Below are 13,037 nucleotides of genomic sequence, written 5' to 3' on the forward strand. Positions count from 1 at the left end.
CAGACATTGCGTGCCCTGGCCAGGACGTGGTGCCGGGCGGCAGAGGCGGGCGGGGCCGCGCATCCACTGCGCGGTGCGGTTCTGGCCACTGGCCGAGGTGCTCTCTGTCGGCCCGCCTTTCGCTGCAGGAGGTTGACGGCCGGAGTCGGTCGCGACCGCGACCGCGGCACGCATCAGGCGAAGGAGCGAGCCATGGGAACCCTGCCCGACGGCATCTACCGCATGAGCCTCGACGAACAGCAACGCCTCACCATCATGGACGAGGGGTCCGTCGTCCTCTTACCCGCCCAGGACGAAGGGCAGGAGTTCGAGGTGCGGTGCTCCAGCGGGGACGACTACTCCATCACCATGCCCACCCGCATCTGGCCCGCCCGATACCTGTGCTACGACGCAGCCGGGGCACCCCCGCACAAGGGCGACAGGGTCCGCCTTCGGGTGAGTGAATTCCCCCCTTGCCAGTGGAAGATCACCCAAGGTTCGCGGCAGGGAAACTTCACCATCGTCGTTTCCGGAGTCGACCTGACGATGGGAATCGCGCCGGTCAAGGTCTACCCGCCGTGGCTGGAGCTGACGTCCACCGCCGACGAGGGACGTGGCTGGAATTTCGAATTCGTCCGCGAGCCGTAGCCTCGTGACGCGCCTCGGCCGTGCCGGGTACGGCCGAGGCGGCGTCAGGTTCCGCCGAGCATCAGGCGGTGGCCACGCGCCGGGTCGCGTACCCGGTCAGCGCGGCGATCGCGGCCAGGGCCGCCACACTCGTCAGAGCCACCGGCAGCGACAGCCAGTCGGCCATGAAGCCGATCGCAGGCGGCCCGAGCAGCATGCCGCCGTAGCCGAGCGTGGACGCGGCCGCGACTCCGCTCGGCCCGGCCAGGGCACCCGCGCGCTCGATGGCCACCGGGAAGATGTTGGCAAGGCCGAGGCCGGTCACGGTGAACCCGGCCAACGCCACCCACAGGTTGGGCGCGAGCGCCCCGACGAGCATGCCCACGGCCGCCGTGCTGCCGCCCGCGACCAGGGTCCGGGTCCGGCCGAGCCGCTCGAGCAGTGTGGTGCCGGTGAGCCGCCCGACGGCCATGGCCAGCGCGAACACCGAGTACCCGGCGGCCGCGACGCCGGGGTTCGCGGCGAGGTCCTGCGTCAGATGCAGCGCTCCCCACTCGGCGAGCGCGCCCTCGCCGTAGGCGGTGCACAGCGCGATCAGCCCGAAGATCGCGACGATCCACTTCGTCCGTCCGTCGAGTCGCGTCCGTCCGTGGAGTCGCGTACGTCCGTCGAGTCGCGTACCGCCGTCGACTTCTGCGCGGCCCTCGGGATGCGTACCTCCCTCGGATTCGGTACGTCCCTCGGATTCCGTACGTTCCTGACCGCGCGCCCCGTCCCTCGCGGCCCGCTCCCGCTCGGGCGGTACGGGCACCGCGTGCCGCAGCAGCGTCGGCGCGACGGCCGCCGTCACCAGGAGGCCGATCACCGTGAGGCCGAGCAGGTGCCGGACGGGGGAGAGGTGCCCGGAAACCAGCCCGCCGAGCCCGGCGCCGACCATGCCGCCCAGACTGAACGCCGCGTGGAAGCTGGGCATCACGGGGCGTCGCAGCGCCTGCACCAGGTCGACGGCCGCGCTGTTCATCGCCACATTGATCCCTCTCAATGCCCTACCAAACACGAAGACGTGAAGGCCAGTTGAGGTGACGGCCCCAGACCGCTGCTCGGTGCAAGGTTGAACGTCAGGAGGCTGACGACCGGGCCATGGCACTGAGTCTTGACCGGCCGGGATCTCCTCGTTGTCGCAGGAGGCGACTTCCGCGACGCGGACGAAGAACCCGGGGTCGGACTTGCTCTCGTCCCAGTCGTCCGAGATGCCGATCAAGTCGACGTCCCTGGCGCACGGTTCGTGGACGATGCCGCGGCTGGCACGGTCTGGTTGCCTGCGATGTCGAGCCACTGGCCGTCCGCGCGGAGCGTCCCGAAGCAGTCGCGGACGTCCGGGTACGGGTCGGGAAGGCGCTTGGATGCTCACGGACATCGGGCGGGGTGCCTTGCCCGATGGCGTTGGAAGGACTGTTGATCAGGCGTACTTCAACACACATCGGACAGGCGATCGCAGCGCGCCGTGTCCCGGGTGGGGTAACTCAATCCTCTTCGTCGCTCCGCTCCAGAACCAACCCAACGGATCCGCGCGCGAGGCCGTTGCTGTCCTCGAGGTGCAGATGGCTCCCGTCGGGAACACCGGCCGTCGCGAGCGTAAGCAGGTGGCCAGCCAGTGTCCTGAGCCCTGCCGCGTTTGCCTCGATCACGACCTCACTACTGAGGTTCCGGACCTCGACACGTGCACCTTCTTCCCATTTGAAGACCTGTGCGACACCGTCGGTCACGACCGTGACCTCGATACCCTCGGCTGGGGGACTGCCATCGGAAGTCATGGAAAGACATCATGCCCACCCTGGAGCGTCTTGCCTCCAGTACATAGGCCCGGCGAGGCACCCAAGGGGGAACAAGGAGCGCTCTGACCTGCGCGCATCGCCCCTTCGCCGCTGTCCGCCTTTGCGCCTTCAGCCCATAGGCGGAACATCGTGAGCACCTCAGTGAGGTTGCCCGGGCCGCACGAGGCTTCAAAGCGTCGTTCCTGGACGCGGGTGAAGATCCAGTCAGTTTCGCTGCGCCGAACGCTCTCTGCCGAGTAGTCCCTGTCCTCCAGCGAGGTTTTCTCAAGATCGATAGCAACCGTCCACCCAGGGTTGTCGAGTGGTCCGATCTTGATGCCCCACGAGTGCTCCCAATCACCGTCGCACTGTTCGGTGTACCACCGCTGGAGCCAGTCGAAGGAGTGCTCGGTGCTGTTCATGGCTGGGATCCTAAGCGCCGCACTGAGCGTGGGCGAGTGCTTAGAAGTGACTGATCTTCTCTGGCGCGATCATGGCTCTGACCTGCCGATTAGTGGAGTCAGATCACCTTGGGGGCTGTTTCTCTGGGCATTCTCCGGAACCGCTCATTCCGCACTCCGGCGCGGATTCTTCGCCACCATCTGACGCCACCAAATCTTGGTGGCTATTCTGGTTGCATGACCGTGATGACGCTGCGCATCCCCGATGACCTAGATCCCTCGATCCGCGCGGGCGCCGAGGCGGCCGGCCTCTCGCTCAACGCCTACATCGTGCGCGCCGCCCGCCGACAGGCGGTACTCGACGGCGCGCAGCGCCTCGCCGCGCTCGGCCTCGGTGACGACCTGGCAGGCGAGGGCGACACCCTATGAGGCGGGGCGAGAATTGGACGCTCGCCGATGGCCGCAGTGTTTTGGTGGTCTCGCTCGATGGCCTTGAGGAGTCGTTCGGGGCGGTCCTCGCGATCGTGCTGCATCCCTCGGGGCGGTATCCGGACACCGCGATGTCTGTGGTCATCGGGGACCCGATGCCGTGCACGGCGGTCGCTGTGAACCTTCAGCAGCTCCGGGTGGCGCGGTTCGATGGGGCCACGCTCGTTGGGGCAGTGAGCTCTGAAGCGATGGCGCGCGTCGATGCGGCCTTGCGGGCGGTACTCGACCTTTAGTCGGTCGCATGCATGGTTGGGGTGACTCGATCAAGTCAGCAGCACGTGCTTTCCAGACGTTGTTTCATGCCTCCGGCGCGGGTCAGTGGTGCGTTCGGCAGTGTGGCAGGTGGAGAACGCCAACTGACGCTGAACTGGGGGAACCTGTGATCGTCCGGCGATACATAGACGCGGATGACGAGCTGGGTCAGCACCTCGCCCGCGAGCTCAACACACCGGTGGACTGGCCCGAGGAAGGGCTGAGTGCGGGGCGCGTTGCGCAGATCGCTGCTGCGGCAGCCTGCGATGTGTCCTACAACCAAGCGGCGAACGGTCACCTGGTCGACCTCTTCGCCTCGCTCCCGTTGCCTGGCACGCCTGAAGGCCGGGAGTTCTGGCATGAGATGACTCTCGCGGGAGGTCAGGCTGCCTGGAACGTCGTTCCCGCCAATGCGGGGGGCCCGTTCTTCGAGTACCTGATCAACGGGAACGAAGGCGGAATTGCTAGCCGTGTCCTCAGCTTTTTCTCCGAGCTCGACCAACGGCAGCGCGAGGCAGTCGCAGAGCTGATCGGTGGCGCTCTGGACAACGGCATGTTCTCTGGCAGCGCCAGCTACCTCGGACGGCTGTGGCTCCAGGACGCTGAAACGGCGGCCTGGCATGTCGCGCTCGCCAGCAACGCGGCACAGGAAGGCGAGGAAGGCCGCAAGCGATTCCTTGAAGCCTGGCGCAACGCGTAGGTGCGTTCGGTGACGTGCAGTGGAGCGCCCGGATTAGCAGGAGAATTAGCAAGCGGGACGAAGGAGGCCCCATCCGGAACCGGATGGGGCCTCCTTCGTCCCGGGAGCCGCCTTCGGCATTCGAACCCGAGACCTACGCATTACGAGTTGTCGGATCTTGGTCCGGGGACGTGCAGGGACGTACGGAACAGCAGGTCAAGCAGGCTTCGGGACGGCACCGGACGGAACTGCGGAGCCAATCGCGAACGAGACCACGAGTGAGACCGCCATGGTTCCTCGGCCTGGAGCGTTGCTACGTGAAGCTCGCGTACAGGATCGCTATGACGATGCCGAACAGAATGCCGGCGCCGAAGAATCGACGTCGTCCTTCCCAGTCCGGAAGGACTATCGGTGGGGGCGGGGTCACTCTCGCCTCGACCCGACTCGCGACCTCCATGAGCGACATGGTTACCTGCTGCAGTTTGGCCATCTGGCTGCCGTCGCCCGTCTTCAGGTCTCCGATCCCCCGGGTTGTCTCGTTGAGCCCAACCAGGCTGCCCTCTAACCGAGCGACGAGGCCGTTGAGGTCATCGCCACGGTCTTGAGCGAGAACCACTTCCAGGCGGCTGACGAGCGGGAGGAGATCCGCGACGTTGAGCTTGGATGCAGCAATGTTCAGTTGACGGGCGACGTCCTCGTTGATGCCGTGACTGGCGTTGGTGAGCAGGTGAGCAACATCTTCGTTGATCCGGTAGGAGGCACGCGAGATCTGGCGGGCGACGTCCTCGTTGATACTCCGGGCTGCCAATGACAGTTGGCTGACCGTGTCAGGCGAGATGACACCATCCCGCAGGGCGTCTTCGAGTAGCCGCGCCATCTGGGGCGCCGACTTCCCCAACTTCGCGAGCGTTTTCTTCGTTTGCGGGTCAATTTCGTGGTGGATGTTGATGTCGCCGTGGTGGTCACGGCCGACAAACGCACCGTCGCCGTAGTTGTTCTGAACAGTGCGCTGCTCCGGGGGCCCTGGGTTGTCGGTGTTCACCGGTCACCCCGGGTGTTGATGTTGATGTCGCCGTAGTGATCGCTTCCGATGAAGGCTCCGGAGCCGTGGTTGTGCTGCGACCCGATGTTGATTGTCTTCGTCGGCGCTGTTTTCTTGAGTTCATCAATGTCGGCCCGGGCGTCAGGATGAGCATCGAGAAAGGCCGCGAACAGCTCAGCCCAGGTGTCGGTAATGGCGCGCTCGGTGATCTCACGCCGGGCCAGGTCCGCTGTGTGCTCGTCCAGCGTCTGCAGGGCGGTGCTCTCCTCTTGCGCAGTGCCGTGGCGACGGAAGATGGCCGAGATCCGGTTGCGTAAGGCTCCTACCTGCTCCTGTAGTAGGTAGGAGAGGACGCCGCTGGCGGCTCCTGTACTCACGGCCATGACCGCTTCTCCGTACGTGTGACGGTTCCCCCTTCGGCTGGTGGGTTGGCGCACCCAAGCGGGCCGTACGACATGCTTCGGGGCCGTACCTCACGCCAGAGCTGATTGACCGTACTGGTGGTAGCAACGCAAGGGCCTGACATTTCGAGACGCTGGCCGAAACCCATTGGTCAACCAAGCTCACGAGCACCGGAGATGCGTCAACTGCCGATGCGCCATGCCCGGTGACATCCCGGGGTCAGGTCGTGGCATCCGGTGGTCCCCAAGAGGGCACAGCCTTCTTGATCCACTCCCTGCTCACTCCCAAAGGGCCGGCAGGGGGCCCGCCTCGGCAACCGCAAATGCCCTGCAGTCGTCCTCGTGCACATGACCAATACACCTGATCCGATGCCCGATTGGCCACAGGGCTAGGCAGTGATCGCGTACTGCGCGATCCGGGACTTGCGCAGGTCAAAAGCCTGGCTTCGAGTGGTCTCACGCAGGTGAGCGTTCGGGGCTTCGGAGAAGATCTTCTCCCAGATTCCTCCCAACCACGCAGAGGCATGGCTGGCTGTCCGGGGAGGTGGGGCTCCAGGGCGCCAGGCGGATTCGCAGCGTCCGCGGCTCGCTACGCACCTTCGTCCTGGGCGGACGCTGAGCCTGTGGAGAGAGCGAAGACGCGACAAACTCAGTCGACGGACGGAAGAGGCGCCCCTGGCAATCTTCCCAACTCAGGCACAACCCAGCAGCATCAGGCCTAACGTGGTGGTTGGTTGCAGGCTCAAGACGTTGGGGAGGCGCACTTGAAGCCGTTGACAAAGGATGAACTTCTGACCGCATATTCAGATGCGGAAGAGCGGCAGAAAATTTTCCGCCTAGCCATCCTTAGTGACTTTCTGAGCTACTGCTTGATCGCGCGAGACTATAAACCGTCAACCAACCTGAACAACCAAATCAAGCTGACACCGTACGGGAACGATAAGGTTCAGGCATTTGCTCGCAAGAGGATACCGATCCCAGAAGCACGCGCGATCTGCTTTCTTGAATTCTCCTGGATTCACCTACTCGTCGATGTGAAAGAGACAGATGTCGCGGCGGTTCAAGGCGTCATCAGTCAGCAAATTAGAGATAGGGCAATCTATTTCCCGTTCGTATTTGGTCGGGAGCTGTACGATCGAGCATACGAAAATCTGGATCCCGAGAAAAGGTCATTGGATCCTTCTGATACATTGGATTTCCTGAAGGATACGCCCCAGGGTGTCTTTCAGATGCACGAATTCGTCACCGGGCCGTTCGGTCTACTCAACAGCAAGCAGTTGCGCTTCTTTCAGCCTCAGCGTCACGCCGGACTGCTGCACTGTGGGGATGTAAGTTGTCACGAAATCCACAATGTTGATTTCGCGACTGCATCAGAGGCGCCCATAAATAAGCATCGCGGTCAGGCAGTGCGTACCCTTCAAAGGGACAGTGAGATCCCAAGTGCATGGGCATCGTTCATTTCAGACATTTTTTCTGAGACGGTACACCCTGCCCGGGATAATGTGAGTGAGACTCTGATACCCATTTTGGGCGACTGTCTCACCGGAGTCGAAATTCGTGAACTAACGGCCTGGCTTCTGGATAATACGCAGGGAGATCTCCGCGCAGTTTGCGCTTCCCTCGGATTGCAGGGCCCTTCAAAGAGCATAGTGGGTTCAATGGGGCGTGCCGAGCTCATGCAACTTTGTTTGACGATGAGCGACAGGGAAATAACGCAAGGGATTGACACCCTAGTCCACGAAAGTGTAGTCGAGATTCCAAGGACTGAGATTCGTCGACCGCCGATCAATGGCGATTCGGTCTTCGGCACCTTCCGGATGAGTGCGGAGATTGGAAATCACGGGGTCAGGATTCGCTCTGAAGCTATGCATCTAGCTCCCCTGCGGTTGCGAAATCTAGTCGAGCGCATGTATCGACTTTCGGACGAGGCCGATAGAGACGAGTTGGAGTGGCAGCTTCGGGCCGCTAGCGGTGAAACCCTGGAAGCTCGTCTTGAGAACTATCTCATGGACCACTCCCCGAAAACGGTAGTCCAGAATCTCGTACTGGCGCGAAAAAGCAACGTCATTACAGCTTGCGAGCTTCTTTCATTGCGCGAGGGCGCTCAGGAGAGTGAGGACTTCATCGCGCTTGTTCTCTGGAAGCTTGGTTTCGCCTCTGAAACCAGCGGGGATCCGCACGCCGACTTTTGGCGACATCATGAGGAGATGGAGAAAATGTCACGCATGGGGCCGGGCGGCCCCATGTCGCCATCCGTTGAAGAGATAAGAAAGGCGGCCGGCGCATACTTTCCGGCATTGGAGAACGTGCTGGAAGATGCCCTGTGTTTCTCGATCTGGGCCCTATCTCACGATCACGTGAACGATCGTAAACCATTCATATTCGAACCAAGTCGACAACTCGAAAAGTCTTTCGAGTGGCTTCAGGCTGCGGTATCCAGATCTGGCGATAGCGAACTGTTGTTCGGTGAAAAGAACACGCTGTACCCGCTATGTCGGGGCTTCCAGTGCTTGGCGTCGGAGCTAAAGAGGCTGGCCGCAGAACGAGATAACCACGTGCGCCCTGCGTCCGAGTTCCCTGATTGGGTAAGTCACCAATCTCTGCAGCGTTTTCCATTTGAGCACCTAATCCCGTTTCTTGACTTGACGGACGACTCTCGCGAGGCTGTTCTAGGGAATCTTCACGAGATCAGTCGCATGCTAGTTTCAGGGAAGGTTTGCGAAACCAGGAACGACCTGCTTCATGGCGGGCGGAAAGATATCAGCCTTGCCAATGTGCGAGCGAGCCTGAGCGCGATCCGGAGCGCAGTTCAACTCTTGGAGGACTGTGGATTCGCGCGCGTCACCTTTGCCACGTCGAACCGACGCTCCGACGGATACGGGAGGTCGATTACGACGCTCAGAAACATGCGTGGAGCAACGCTAGACATGCACAACCCTTCACCATTCAGCTGGTTGGGGCTTCCTAGTACTGGTGGCGAGGTGCATATAATGACAGCAGCCTGCTTTTCTGCGCCAAATGACTTTCTTCGGTTCCAGTCTGAAAGCAATTCTCCCTACACTGAAATGTGGGGAGATTTTCCGAAGAGGAAACCTCGTTCCCAAAGGGTGGGACACGCCCTTGAGGGGGTGACTGGCGCTGCCAGGGGGCAAGGGCTCTCCAACGAGCCCGGAAGTGGAACACTCTCCTAGACCCGGCCACGGGCGGGTGGACGCAGCGTGGCGTGAGATCGTACGGCGCGCGTGGGGTGGTGCGAACTGAGCATCCTCACAGCCGAACCGTAGAACTCACGGGAGCGAAGGAACGTGCCTCTGTGCTGGCGCTCTTTGATCTCGACAACACACTCTCGACCACCAGGGGGGTCTGGATACCTGGACCCATCGGTTCGCTCAAGCACGAGGCCTGGAGCGCGGGGCCGAAGCCGTGAAGCGTGAGCGGTCCTGCCCGTCGGATTTCGAGTATCTGCGGGACGAGCTGACCCTTTCGGAGTCGTCAGAGAAGCCATGGTGCGAGTACGTCGATGGCATCGCCCGTTCAGTTCGGTGTTTCCCGGGAACGTGAAACCCTTATGGCGTTGCGTGCCCTGCTATTTCAGCCGTCAGGGTGGCGGGATTTGAACCCACGGCCTCTGCGTCCCGAATGAGGTTCCGTTGGTAATTGGTACATCACCTAAGCTGCAGTGAGCGCGTCAATTCTCGAGAGCGACCACCGTCGACCCCGCGCTCGCGCGTTGCCGCGTCGTGTGGCCGATGAGTGCGGCGAGGCCGGCGAGGGCTGCGACGCTGGTGAGGGCGATGGGGAGGGTGAGCCAGTCGGCCATGAATCCGATGGCGGGTGGTCCGAGGAGCATGCCGCCGTAGCCGAGGGTGGAGGCGGTGGCGACGCCGCTGGGGCCGGCCAGGTGGCCGGCGCGTTCGACGGCTACGGGGAAGATGTTGGCGAGTCCGAGGCCTGTGATGGCGAAGCCGATGAGGGCGAGCCAGACGGTGGGGGCGAGGGCGCCGAGGAGCATGCCGGCGGCGGCCGTTGTGCCGCCCGCGACGAGGATCGGGGTCTGGCCCAGTCGTTCGAGCAGGGTGGTTCCGCTGAGGCGGCCGAGGGTCATGGCGAGGGCGAAGCAGGAGTAGCCGGCGGCTGCGATGCCTGGGTGGGCGTTGAGGTCTTGTTCGAGGTGGAGGGCGCCCCAGTCGGCGAGTGCTCCTTCGCCGAATGCGGTGCACAGGGCGATGAAGCCGAAGACCATCACCAGTCGGCGGGTGCGGGAATCGAGGCGGTGCGGGGCCTTCCCTGTGGTGGGTCGGCCAGTTGGAGTTGCTGGGGGTGCGAGGCGCAGCAGGGCGCGTCCGGCAACGGCGGTGACGAGCAGGCCGATCACGGTGAGGCCGAGCAGGTGACGGGTGGGGGACAGGGAGCCGGCGATCAGCCCGCCGACTCCGGCGCCGACCATGCCGCCCAGGCTGAACGCGGCGTGGAAGCTGGGCATGATCGGGCGGCGCAGGGCAGCCACAAGGTCCACGGCGGCGCTGTTGAAGGCAACATTTATGCCTCCGTAGGCTGAGCCGAATACCAACAGCACCGCGGCCAGTGCCGTCGCCGAGTGGGTGAGAGGCGGTAGGGCGACGCTCAGTGAGAGCAGTACTCCACAGGCGACGGTGACGGGGTGGCTGCCGAAACGGCGGCACAGCCGTCCGGTGAGCGTCATTGTGATGACGGCGCCGACGGAGACGCCGAGCAGCGCGAGACCAAGGGTGCTGGACGAGGCGCCCGTCTGATCCTTGATCGCGGGGATGCGCACGACCCATCCGGCGAAGATGAACCCGTCCAGGGCGAAGAAGACCGTCAGGATGATACGCAGTCGCCGCAGGTCACGGGTCGGTGCGGTCCTTCGCGCAGACGCGGACACGGGAAGCGAGGCAGGCATGAGAGTTCTCCTGGGTCGGTCGTGGCCGCTAGCGCGAAATCGGGGAAAGTCTTAGTGCCTGCCCCTTGTTGATCCCGCCGTACGCGGCACCGAACACCAGCAGCACCAGGCCGAGCGTGAGCGGCGAGTGCGTCAGCGGCGGCAGGGCGACACTCAGCGGCAGCAGGACCCCGCAGGCCACGGTCACCGTGTGGCTGCCGAAGCGCCCGCACAGGCGCCCGGTCAGCATCATCGTGATCACCGCACCGGCGGAGACACCGAGCAGGGCGAGCCCGAGAGCGCTGGCCGAGGCGCCCGTCTGTTCCTTGATCGCGGGAATCCGGACGACCCAGCCCGCGAAGATGAATCCGTCGAGCGCGAAGAAGACGGTCAGGGCGGTGCGCAGGCGGGACAGGGAGGTCGAGGGCTTCGAGGGGGTGGTCGTGGGGTTGCCGGGGGCGGTGGTCCTGAGTTTGTTTAGTGGCGGCACAAAGTCAGGGTAGGGGGCTGGGGCGGGTGTCAGCAAGGGCGTTCCCCAGTACGAGGGCGTTCCCTGGCAGGGGAGCCGAGCAGGCAGATGGGCGGCGCGTACCCGTGCCGCTCGGGCATGATGCCCTCATGGTTTCGGGGGGAGAGCCTGAAGTGGTCGCTGCTGAGGGCCGGTTGATCGGCGGACGCTACCGGCTGGAGGGGCGGCTCGGCGCGGGCGGCATGGGCACGGTGTGGGCGGGACACGATGTCCTCGTCGACCGGCAGGTCGCCGTGAAGGAGGCATTCGCCGGCGAGGAGCCCTCTCGCGTCGAGCGGATCCTGCGGGAGGCGCGCGCTGCCGCACGGGTGCGGCACCCGGCGGTCGTGACGGTGCACGACGTGGTGATCGAGGACGGTCGTCCCTGGATCGTCATGGAGCGGGTGCATGGTGAATCCCTCGCGACGCTGCTGGACCGGGAGACCGCCCTCGCCGAGCGCGACGCGGCTCGTATCGCCCTCCCGGTGGCCGAGGCGCTGGCCGCCGCGCACGCCGGTGGGGTACTGCACCGCGATGTGAAGCCCGGCAACGTCCTGCTCGGCAGCGACGGCAGGGTGGTGCTCACCGACTTCGGCATCGCGTACATCGCGGGCGAGGAAACGCTCACGCGCGCGGGCGAGTTCGTCGGCTCGCTCGCGTATGCGGCCCCTGAGCGGATGGGCGGACGTCGGCCGGGGCCGGCCTCGGACCTGTGGTCGCTGGGCGTGCTGCTGTTCCAGATGGTGGAGGGCTGGTCTCCCTTCCAGCGGGTCTCCATGGAGGCGACGGTCGCCGCCGTCGTCACGGCGGAGCCGCCCTCGGTATTGCGGGCGGTCGAGTTGGGGCCGCTCATCGCCGAGCTGCTGGCGAAGGAGCCGGAGCAACGGCCGACGCCGGAGCGGGTGGCCGCTGTGCTGCGCGAAGTGGCAGGCCCGGAGGGCGTGTCGGGCGCGGCGCGGGAGCAACGGGCGGGCAGGGCGGAGGCCCCGACCGTGGAGCGCCGGAGGCTTCCCGCCCGGCGGCTGTGGCTGGCGGCCGCGGCGATCGCCGTGGCGCTGGCCCTCGTGCCGGTGGGGATCGCCGCCCTGAAGGACGAGCCCGGCTCTCCCACCCATGGAGGATCGTCCGGGCGGTCCCCGCGCCCTTCGGTCTCCTCGGATCCCGGGCCCACTGCCACCCCGCCCGCGGCGCAGAATGCCGGCAAGGGATATGTGCGCGTACAGGAGAAGTCATTCGCGGTCGACGTGCCGAAGGGGTGGAGCAGGCATGCCCGGAACGCCGACGGACAGTTCCGCTTCACCAAGGGCGACTACGAGTTGATCGTCGTGCCCGGGCGGGACCGCGCCGCAGACACGGCCGGTGACCCGATGACGTACCAGCGCGAGAGCGAACCGGAGTTGGCGCCCTTCCGCGATTCGACCTGGGCCACCTCCAGCGGCATGCGCAGTGCCAAGATCGGCGACACCGAGCGGGCCGACGGGCAGTTCACCTGGGCCACCGACACGGGAAGCCAGGTGTTCGTGAGCAACAGCGCCGTGCTCATCGGCGGCCGCTATCACCTGCTCCTTGTCATTGGCCCCGAGGAGGCAAGGGAGACGGTGACCCGTACCCAGAAGAAGGCCATGGAGTCGTACACCCCGGCGAAGTGACGCGAAGGCAAGCGCCTGGATCCGCCCCGCAGGCAGCACGGCCCAGCTCGCGACCCGCACGATCAGGCGGTGCCGATCCCGACGCGGAGTTCCATGCGCAGGCGGCGGCCAGCGCGTGCCTTGCCGCGATGCACACGGCGTTGGTGCGCTGGGCCGAGGAGGACGGACGGCCAGAGCTGCCCGACCTGATCGCCACGGCGCTCGCCGCCGCATTCGGTGGCGATGTCGTCGACGCCGGCCCGGACGCGTAAGGAATCGGCGGGCTGTGCGCCTGAGTTGGGTGGGCTGTGCATTTG

The 13,037-nt window shown here is 64.8% G+C and carries 13 protein-coding genes and 1 pseudogene; 7 read left to right on the forward strand and 7 right to left on the reverse strand.

The window, feature by feature from the left end:
- The first annotated feature begins 192 nt into the window (after positions 1 to 192).
- Positions 193 to 627: a hypothetical protein gene (locus OG430_RS45035; protein WP_327358491.1), complete on the forward strand. Its 435-nt coding sequence runs from the start codon at positions 193 to 195 to the stop codon at positions 625 to 627.
- A 61-nt stretch (positions 628 to 688) separates the two neighbouring features.
- Here the strand turns inward: OG430_RS45035 and OG430_RS45040 are convergent.
- The 3 genes and pseudogenes from OG430_RS45040 to OG430_RS45055 form a co-directional block, all read right to left on the reverse strand.
- Positions 689 to 1,678, reverse strand: a pseudogene (locus OG430_RS45040) (MFS transporter); the annotation flags it as partial.
- 451 nt (positions 1,679 to 2,129) lie between these two features.
- Positions 2,130 to 2,420: an Imm32 family immunity protein gene (locus OG430_RS45050; protein WP_327358492.1), complete on the reverse strand. Its 291-nt coding sequence runs from the start codon at positions 2,418 to 2,420 to the stop codon at positions 2,130 to 2,132.
- Complete coding sequence (locus OG430_RS45055) at positions 2,417 to 2,842, reverse strand: immunity 53 family protein (protein ID WP_327358493.1); 426 nt, start codon at positions 2,840 to 2,842, stop codon at positions 2,417 to 2,419. The genes OG430_RS45050 and OG430_RS45055 overlap by 4 nt, the downstream gene beginning before the upstream one ends.
- A 216-nt stretch (positions 2,843 to 3,058) precedes the next feature.
- Here OG430_RS45055 and OG430_RS45060 point away from each other — a divergent pair, with 216 nt between their 5' ends.
- The 3 genes from OG430_RS45060 to OG430_RS45070 all read left to right on the forward strand — a co-directional run bounded on the left by OG430_RS45060 (position 3,059) and on the right by OG430_RS45070 (position 4,262).
- Positions 3,059 to 3,250, forward strand: coding sequence for a toxin-antitoxin system HicB family antitoxin (locus OG430_RS45060; RefSeq protein WP_327358494.1), 192 nt, complete (start codon positions 3,059 to 3,061; stop codon positions 3,248 to 3,250).
- A complete protein-coding gene (locus tag OG430_RS45065; RefSeq protein ID WP_327358495.1) occupies positions 3,247 to 3,543 on the forward strand; it encodes a hypothetical protein in 297 nt (98 codons plus the stop codon). Before OG430_RS45060 ends, OG430_RS45065 begins: the two co-directional genes overlap by 4 nt.
- A 146-nt stretch (positions 3,544 to 3,689) precedes the next feature.
- Complete coding sequence (locus OG430_RS45070; RefSeq protein WP_327358496.1) at positions 3,690 to 4,262, forward strand: hypothetical protein; 573 nt, start codon at positions 3,690 to 3,692, stop codon at positions 4,260 to 4,262.
- Between the two features lie 292 nt (positions 4,263 to 4,554).
- On the opposite strand, the gene OG430_RS45075 is transcribed toward OG430_RS45070, so the two are convergent.
- Together OG430_RS45075 and OG430_RS45080 are read right to left on the reverse strand one after the other, a co-directional pair.
- The gene (locus OG430_RS45075; protein WP_327358498.1) at positions 4,555 to 5,283 is read right to left on the reverse strand and encodes a hypothetical protein; all 729 of its coding nucleotides are present in this window, start codon (positions 5,281 to 5,283) and stop codon (positions 4,555 to 4,557) included.
- Positions 5,280 to 5,666 carry a hypothetical protein gene (locus OG430_RS45080; RefSeq protein WP_327358500.1) on the reverse strand — a complete coding sequence of 129 codons (387 nt, stop codon included), beginning with the start codon at positions 5,664 to 5,666 and terminating at the stop codon, positions 5,280 to 5,282. The genes OG430_RS45075 and OG430_RS45080 overlap by 4 nt, the downstream gene beginning before the upstream one ends.
- A gap of 782 nt (positions 5,667 to 6,448) precedes the next feature.
- Between OG430_RS45080 and OG430_RS45085 the strand changes: the two genes are divergently transcribed.
- A complete protein-coding gene (locus OG430_RS45085; protein ID WP_327358501.1) occupies positions 6,449 to 8,875 on the forward strand; it encodes a hypothetical protein in 2,427 nt (808 codons plus the stop codon).
- 497 nt (positions 8,876 to 9,372) lie between these two features.
- On the opposite strand, the gene OG430_RS45090 is transcribed toward OG430_RS45085, so the two are convergent.
- Positions 9,373 to 10,605: an MFS transporter gene (locus tag OG430_RS45090; protein WP_327358502.1), complete on the reverse strand. Its 1,233-nt coding sequence runs from the start codon at positions 10,603 to 10,605 to the stop codon at positions 9,373 to 9,375.
- 28 nt (positions 10,606 to 10,633) lie between these two features.
- A complete protein-coding gene (locus tag OG430_RS45095; protein ID WP_442816667.1) occupies positions 10,634 to 11,074 on the reverse strand; it encodes an MFS transporter in 441 nt (146 codons plus the stop codon).
- Between the two features lie 152 nt (positions 11,075 to 11,226).
- Here OG430_RS45095 and OG430_RS45100 point away from each other — a divergent pair, with 152 nt between their 5' ends.
- Both OG430_RS45100 and OG430_RS45105 read left to right on the forward strand, forming a co-directional pair.
- Positions 11,227 to 12,741: a serine/threonine-protein kinase gene (locus OG430_RS45100; protein ID WP_442816668.1), complete on the forward strand. Its 1,515-nt coding sequence runs from the start codon at positions 11,227 to 11,229 to the stop codon at positions 12,739 to 12,741.
- A gap of 128 nt (positions 12,742 to 12,869) precedes the next feature.
- Positions 12,870 to 12,992 (forward strand): hypothetical protein, encoded by a 123-nt coding sequence (locus OG430_RS45105; RefSeq protein WP_327358504.1) that lies wholly within the window; start codon positions 12,870 to 12,872, stop codon positions 12,990 to 12,992.
- Positions 12,993 to 13,037 lie beyond the last annotated feature (45 nt).

It is taken from the genome of Streptomyces sp. NBC_01304 (assembly GCF_035975855.1).
Classification (GTDB): Bacteria; Actinomycetota; Actinomycetes; order Streptomycetales; family Streptomycetaceae; genus Streptomyces.

What these genes read in the sequence shown, in the direction of transcription:
- OG430_RS45035 (WP_327358491.1), top strand. Translation starts at nt 193, where the DNA reads ATGGGAACCCTGCCCGACGGCATCTACCGCATGAGCCTCGACGAACAG.
- OG430_RS45050 (WP_327358492.1), bottom strand. Translation starts at nt 2,420, where the DNA reads ATGACTTCCGATGGCAGTCCCCCAGCCGAGGGTATCGAGGTCACGGTC.
- OG430_RS45055 (WP_327358493.1), bottom strand. Translation starts at nt 2,842, where the DNA reads ATGAACAGCACCGAGCACTCCTTCGACTGGCTCCAGCGGTGGTACACC.
- OG430_RS45060 (WP_327358494.1), top strand. Translation starts at nt 3,059, where the DNA reads ATGACCGTGATGACGCTGCGCATCCCCGATGACCTAGATCCCTCGATC.
- OG430_RS45065 (WP_327358495.1), top strand. Translation starts at nt 3,247, where the DNA reads ATGAGGCGGGGCGAGAATTGGACGCTCGCCGATGGCCGCAGTGTTTTG.
- OG430_RS45080 (WP_327358500.1), bottom strand. Translation starts at nt 5,666, where the DNA reads ATGGCCGTGAGTACAGGAGCCGCCAGCGGCGTCCTCTCCTACCTACTA.
- OG430_RS45090 (WP_327358502.1), bottom strand. Translation starts at nt 10,605, where the DNA reads ATGCCTGCCTCGCTTCCCGTGTCCGCGTCTGCGCGAAGGACCGCACCG.
- OG430_RS45105 (WP_327358504.1), top strand. Translation starts at nt 12,870, where the DNA reads ATGCACACGGCGTTGGTGCGCTGGGCCGAGGAGGACGGACGGCCAGAG.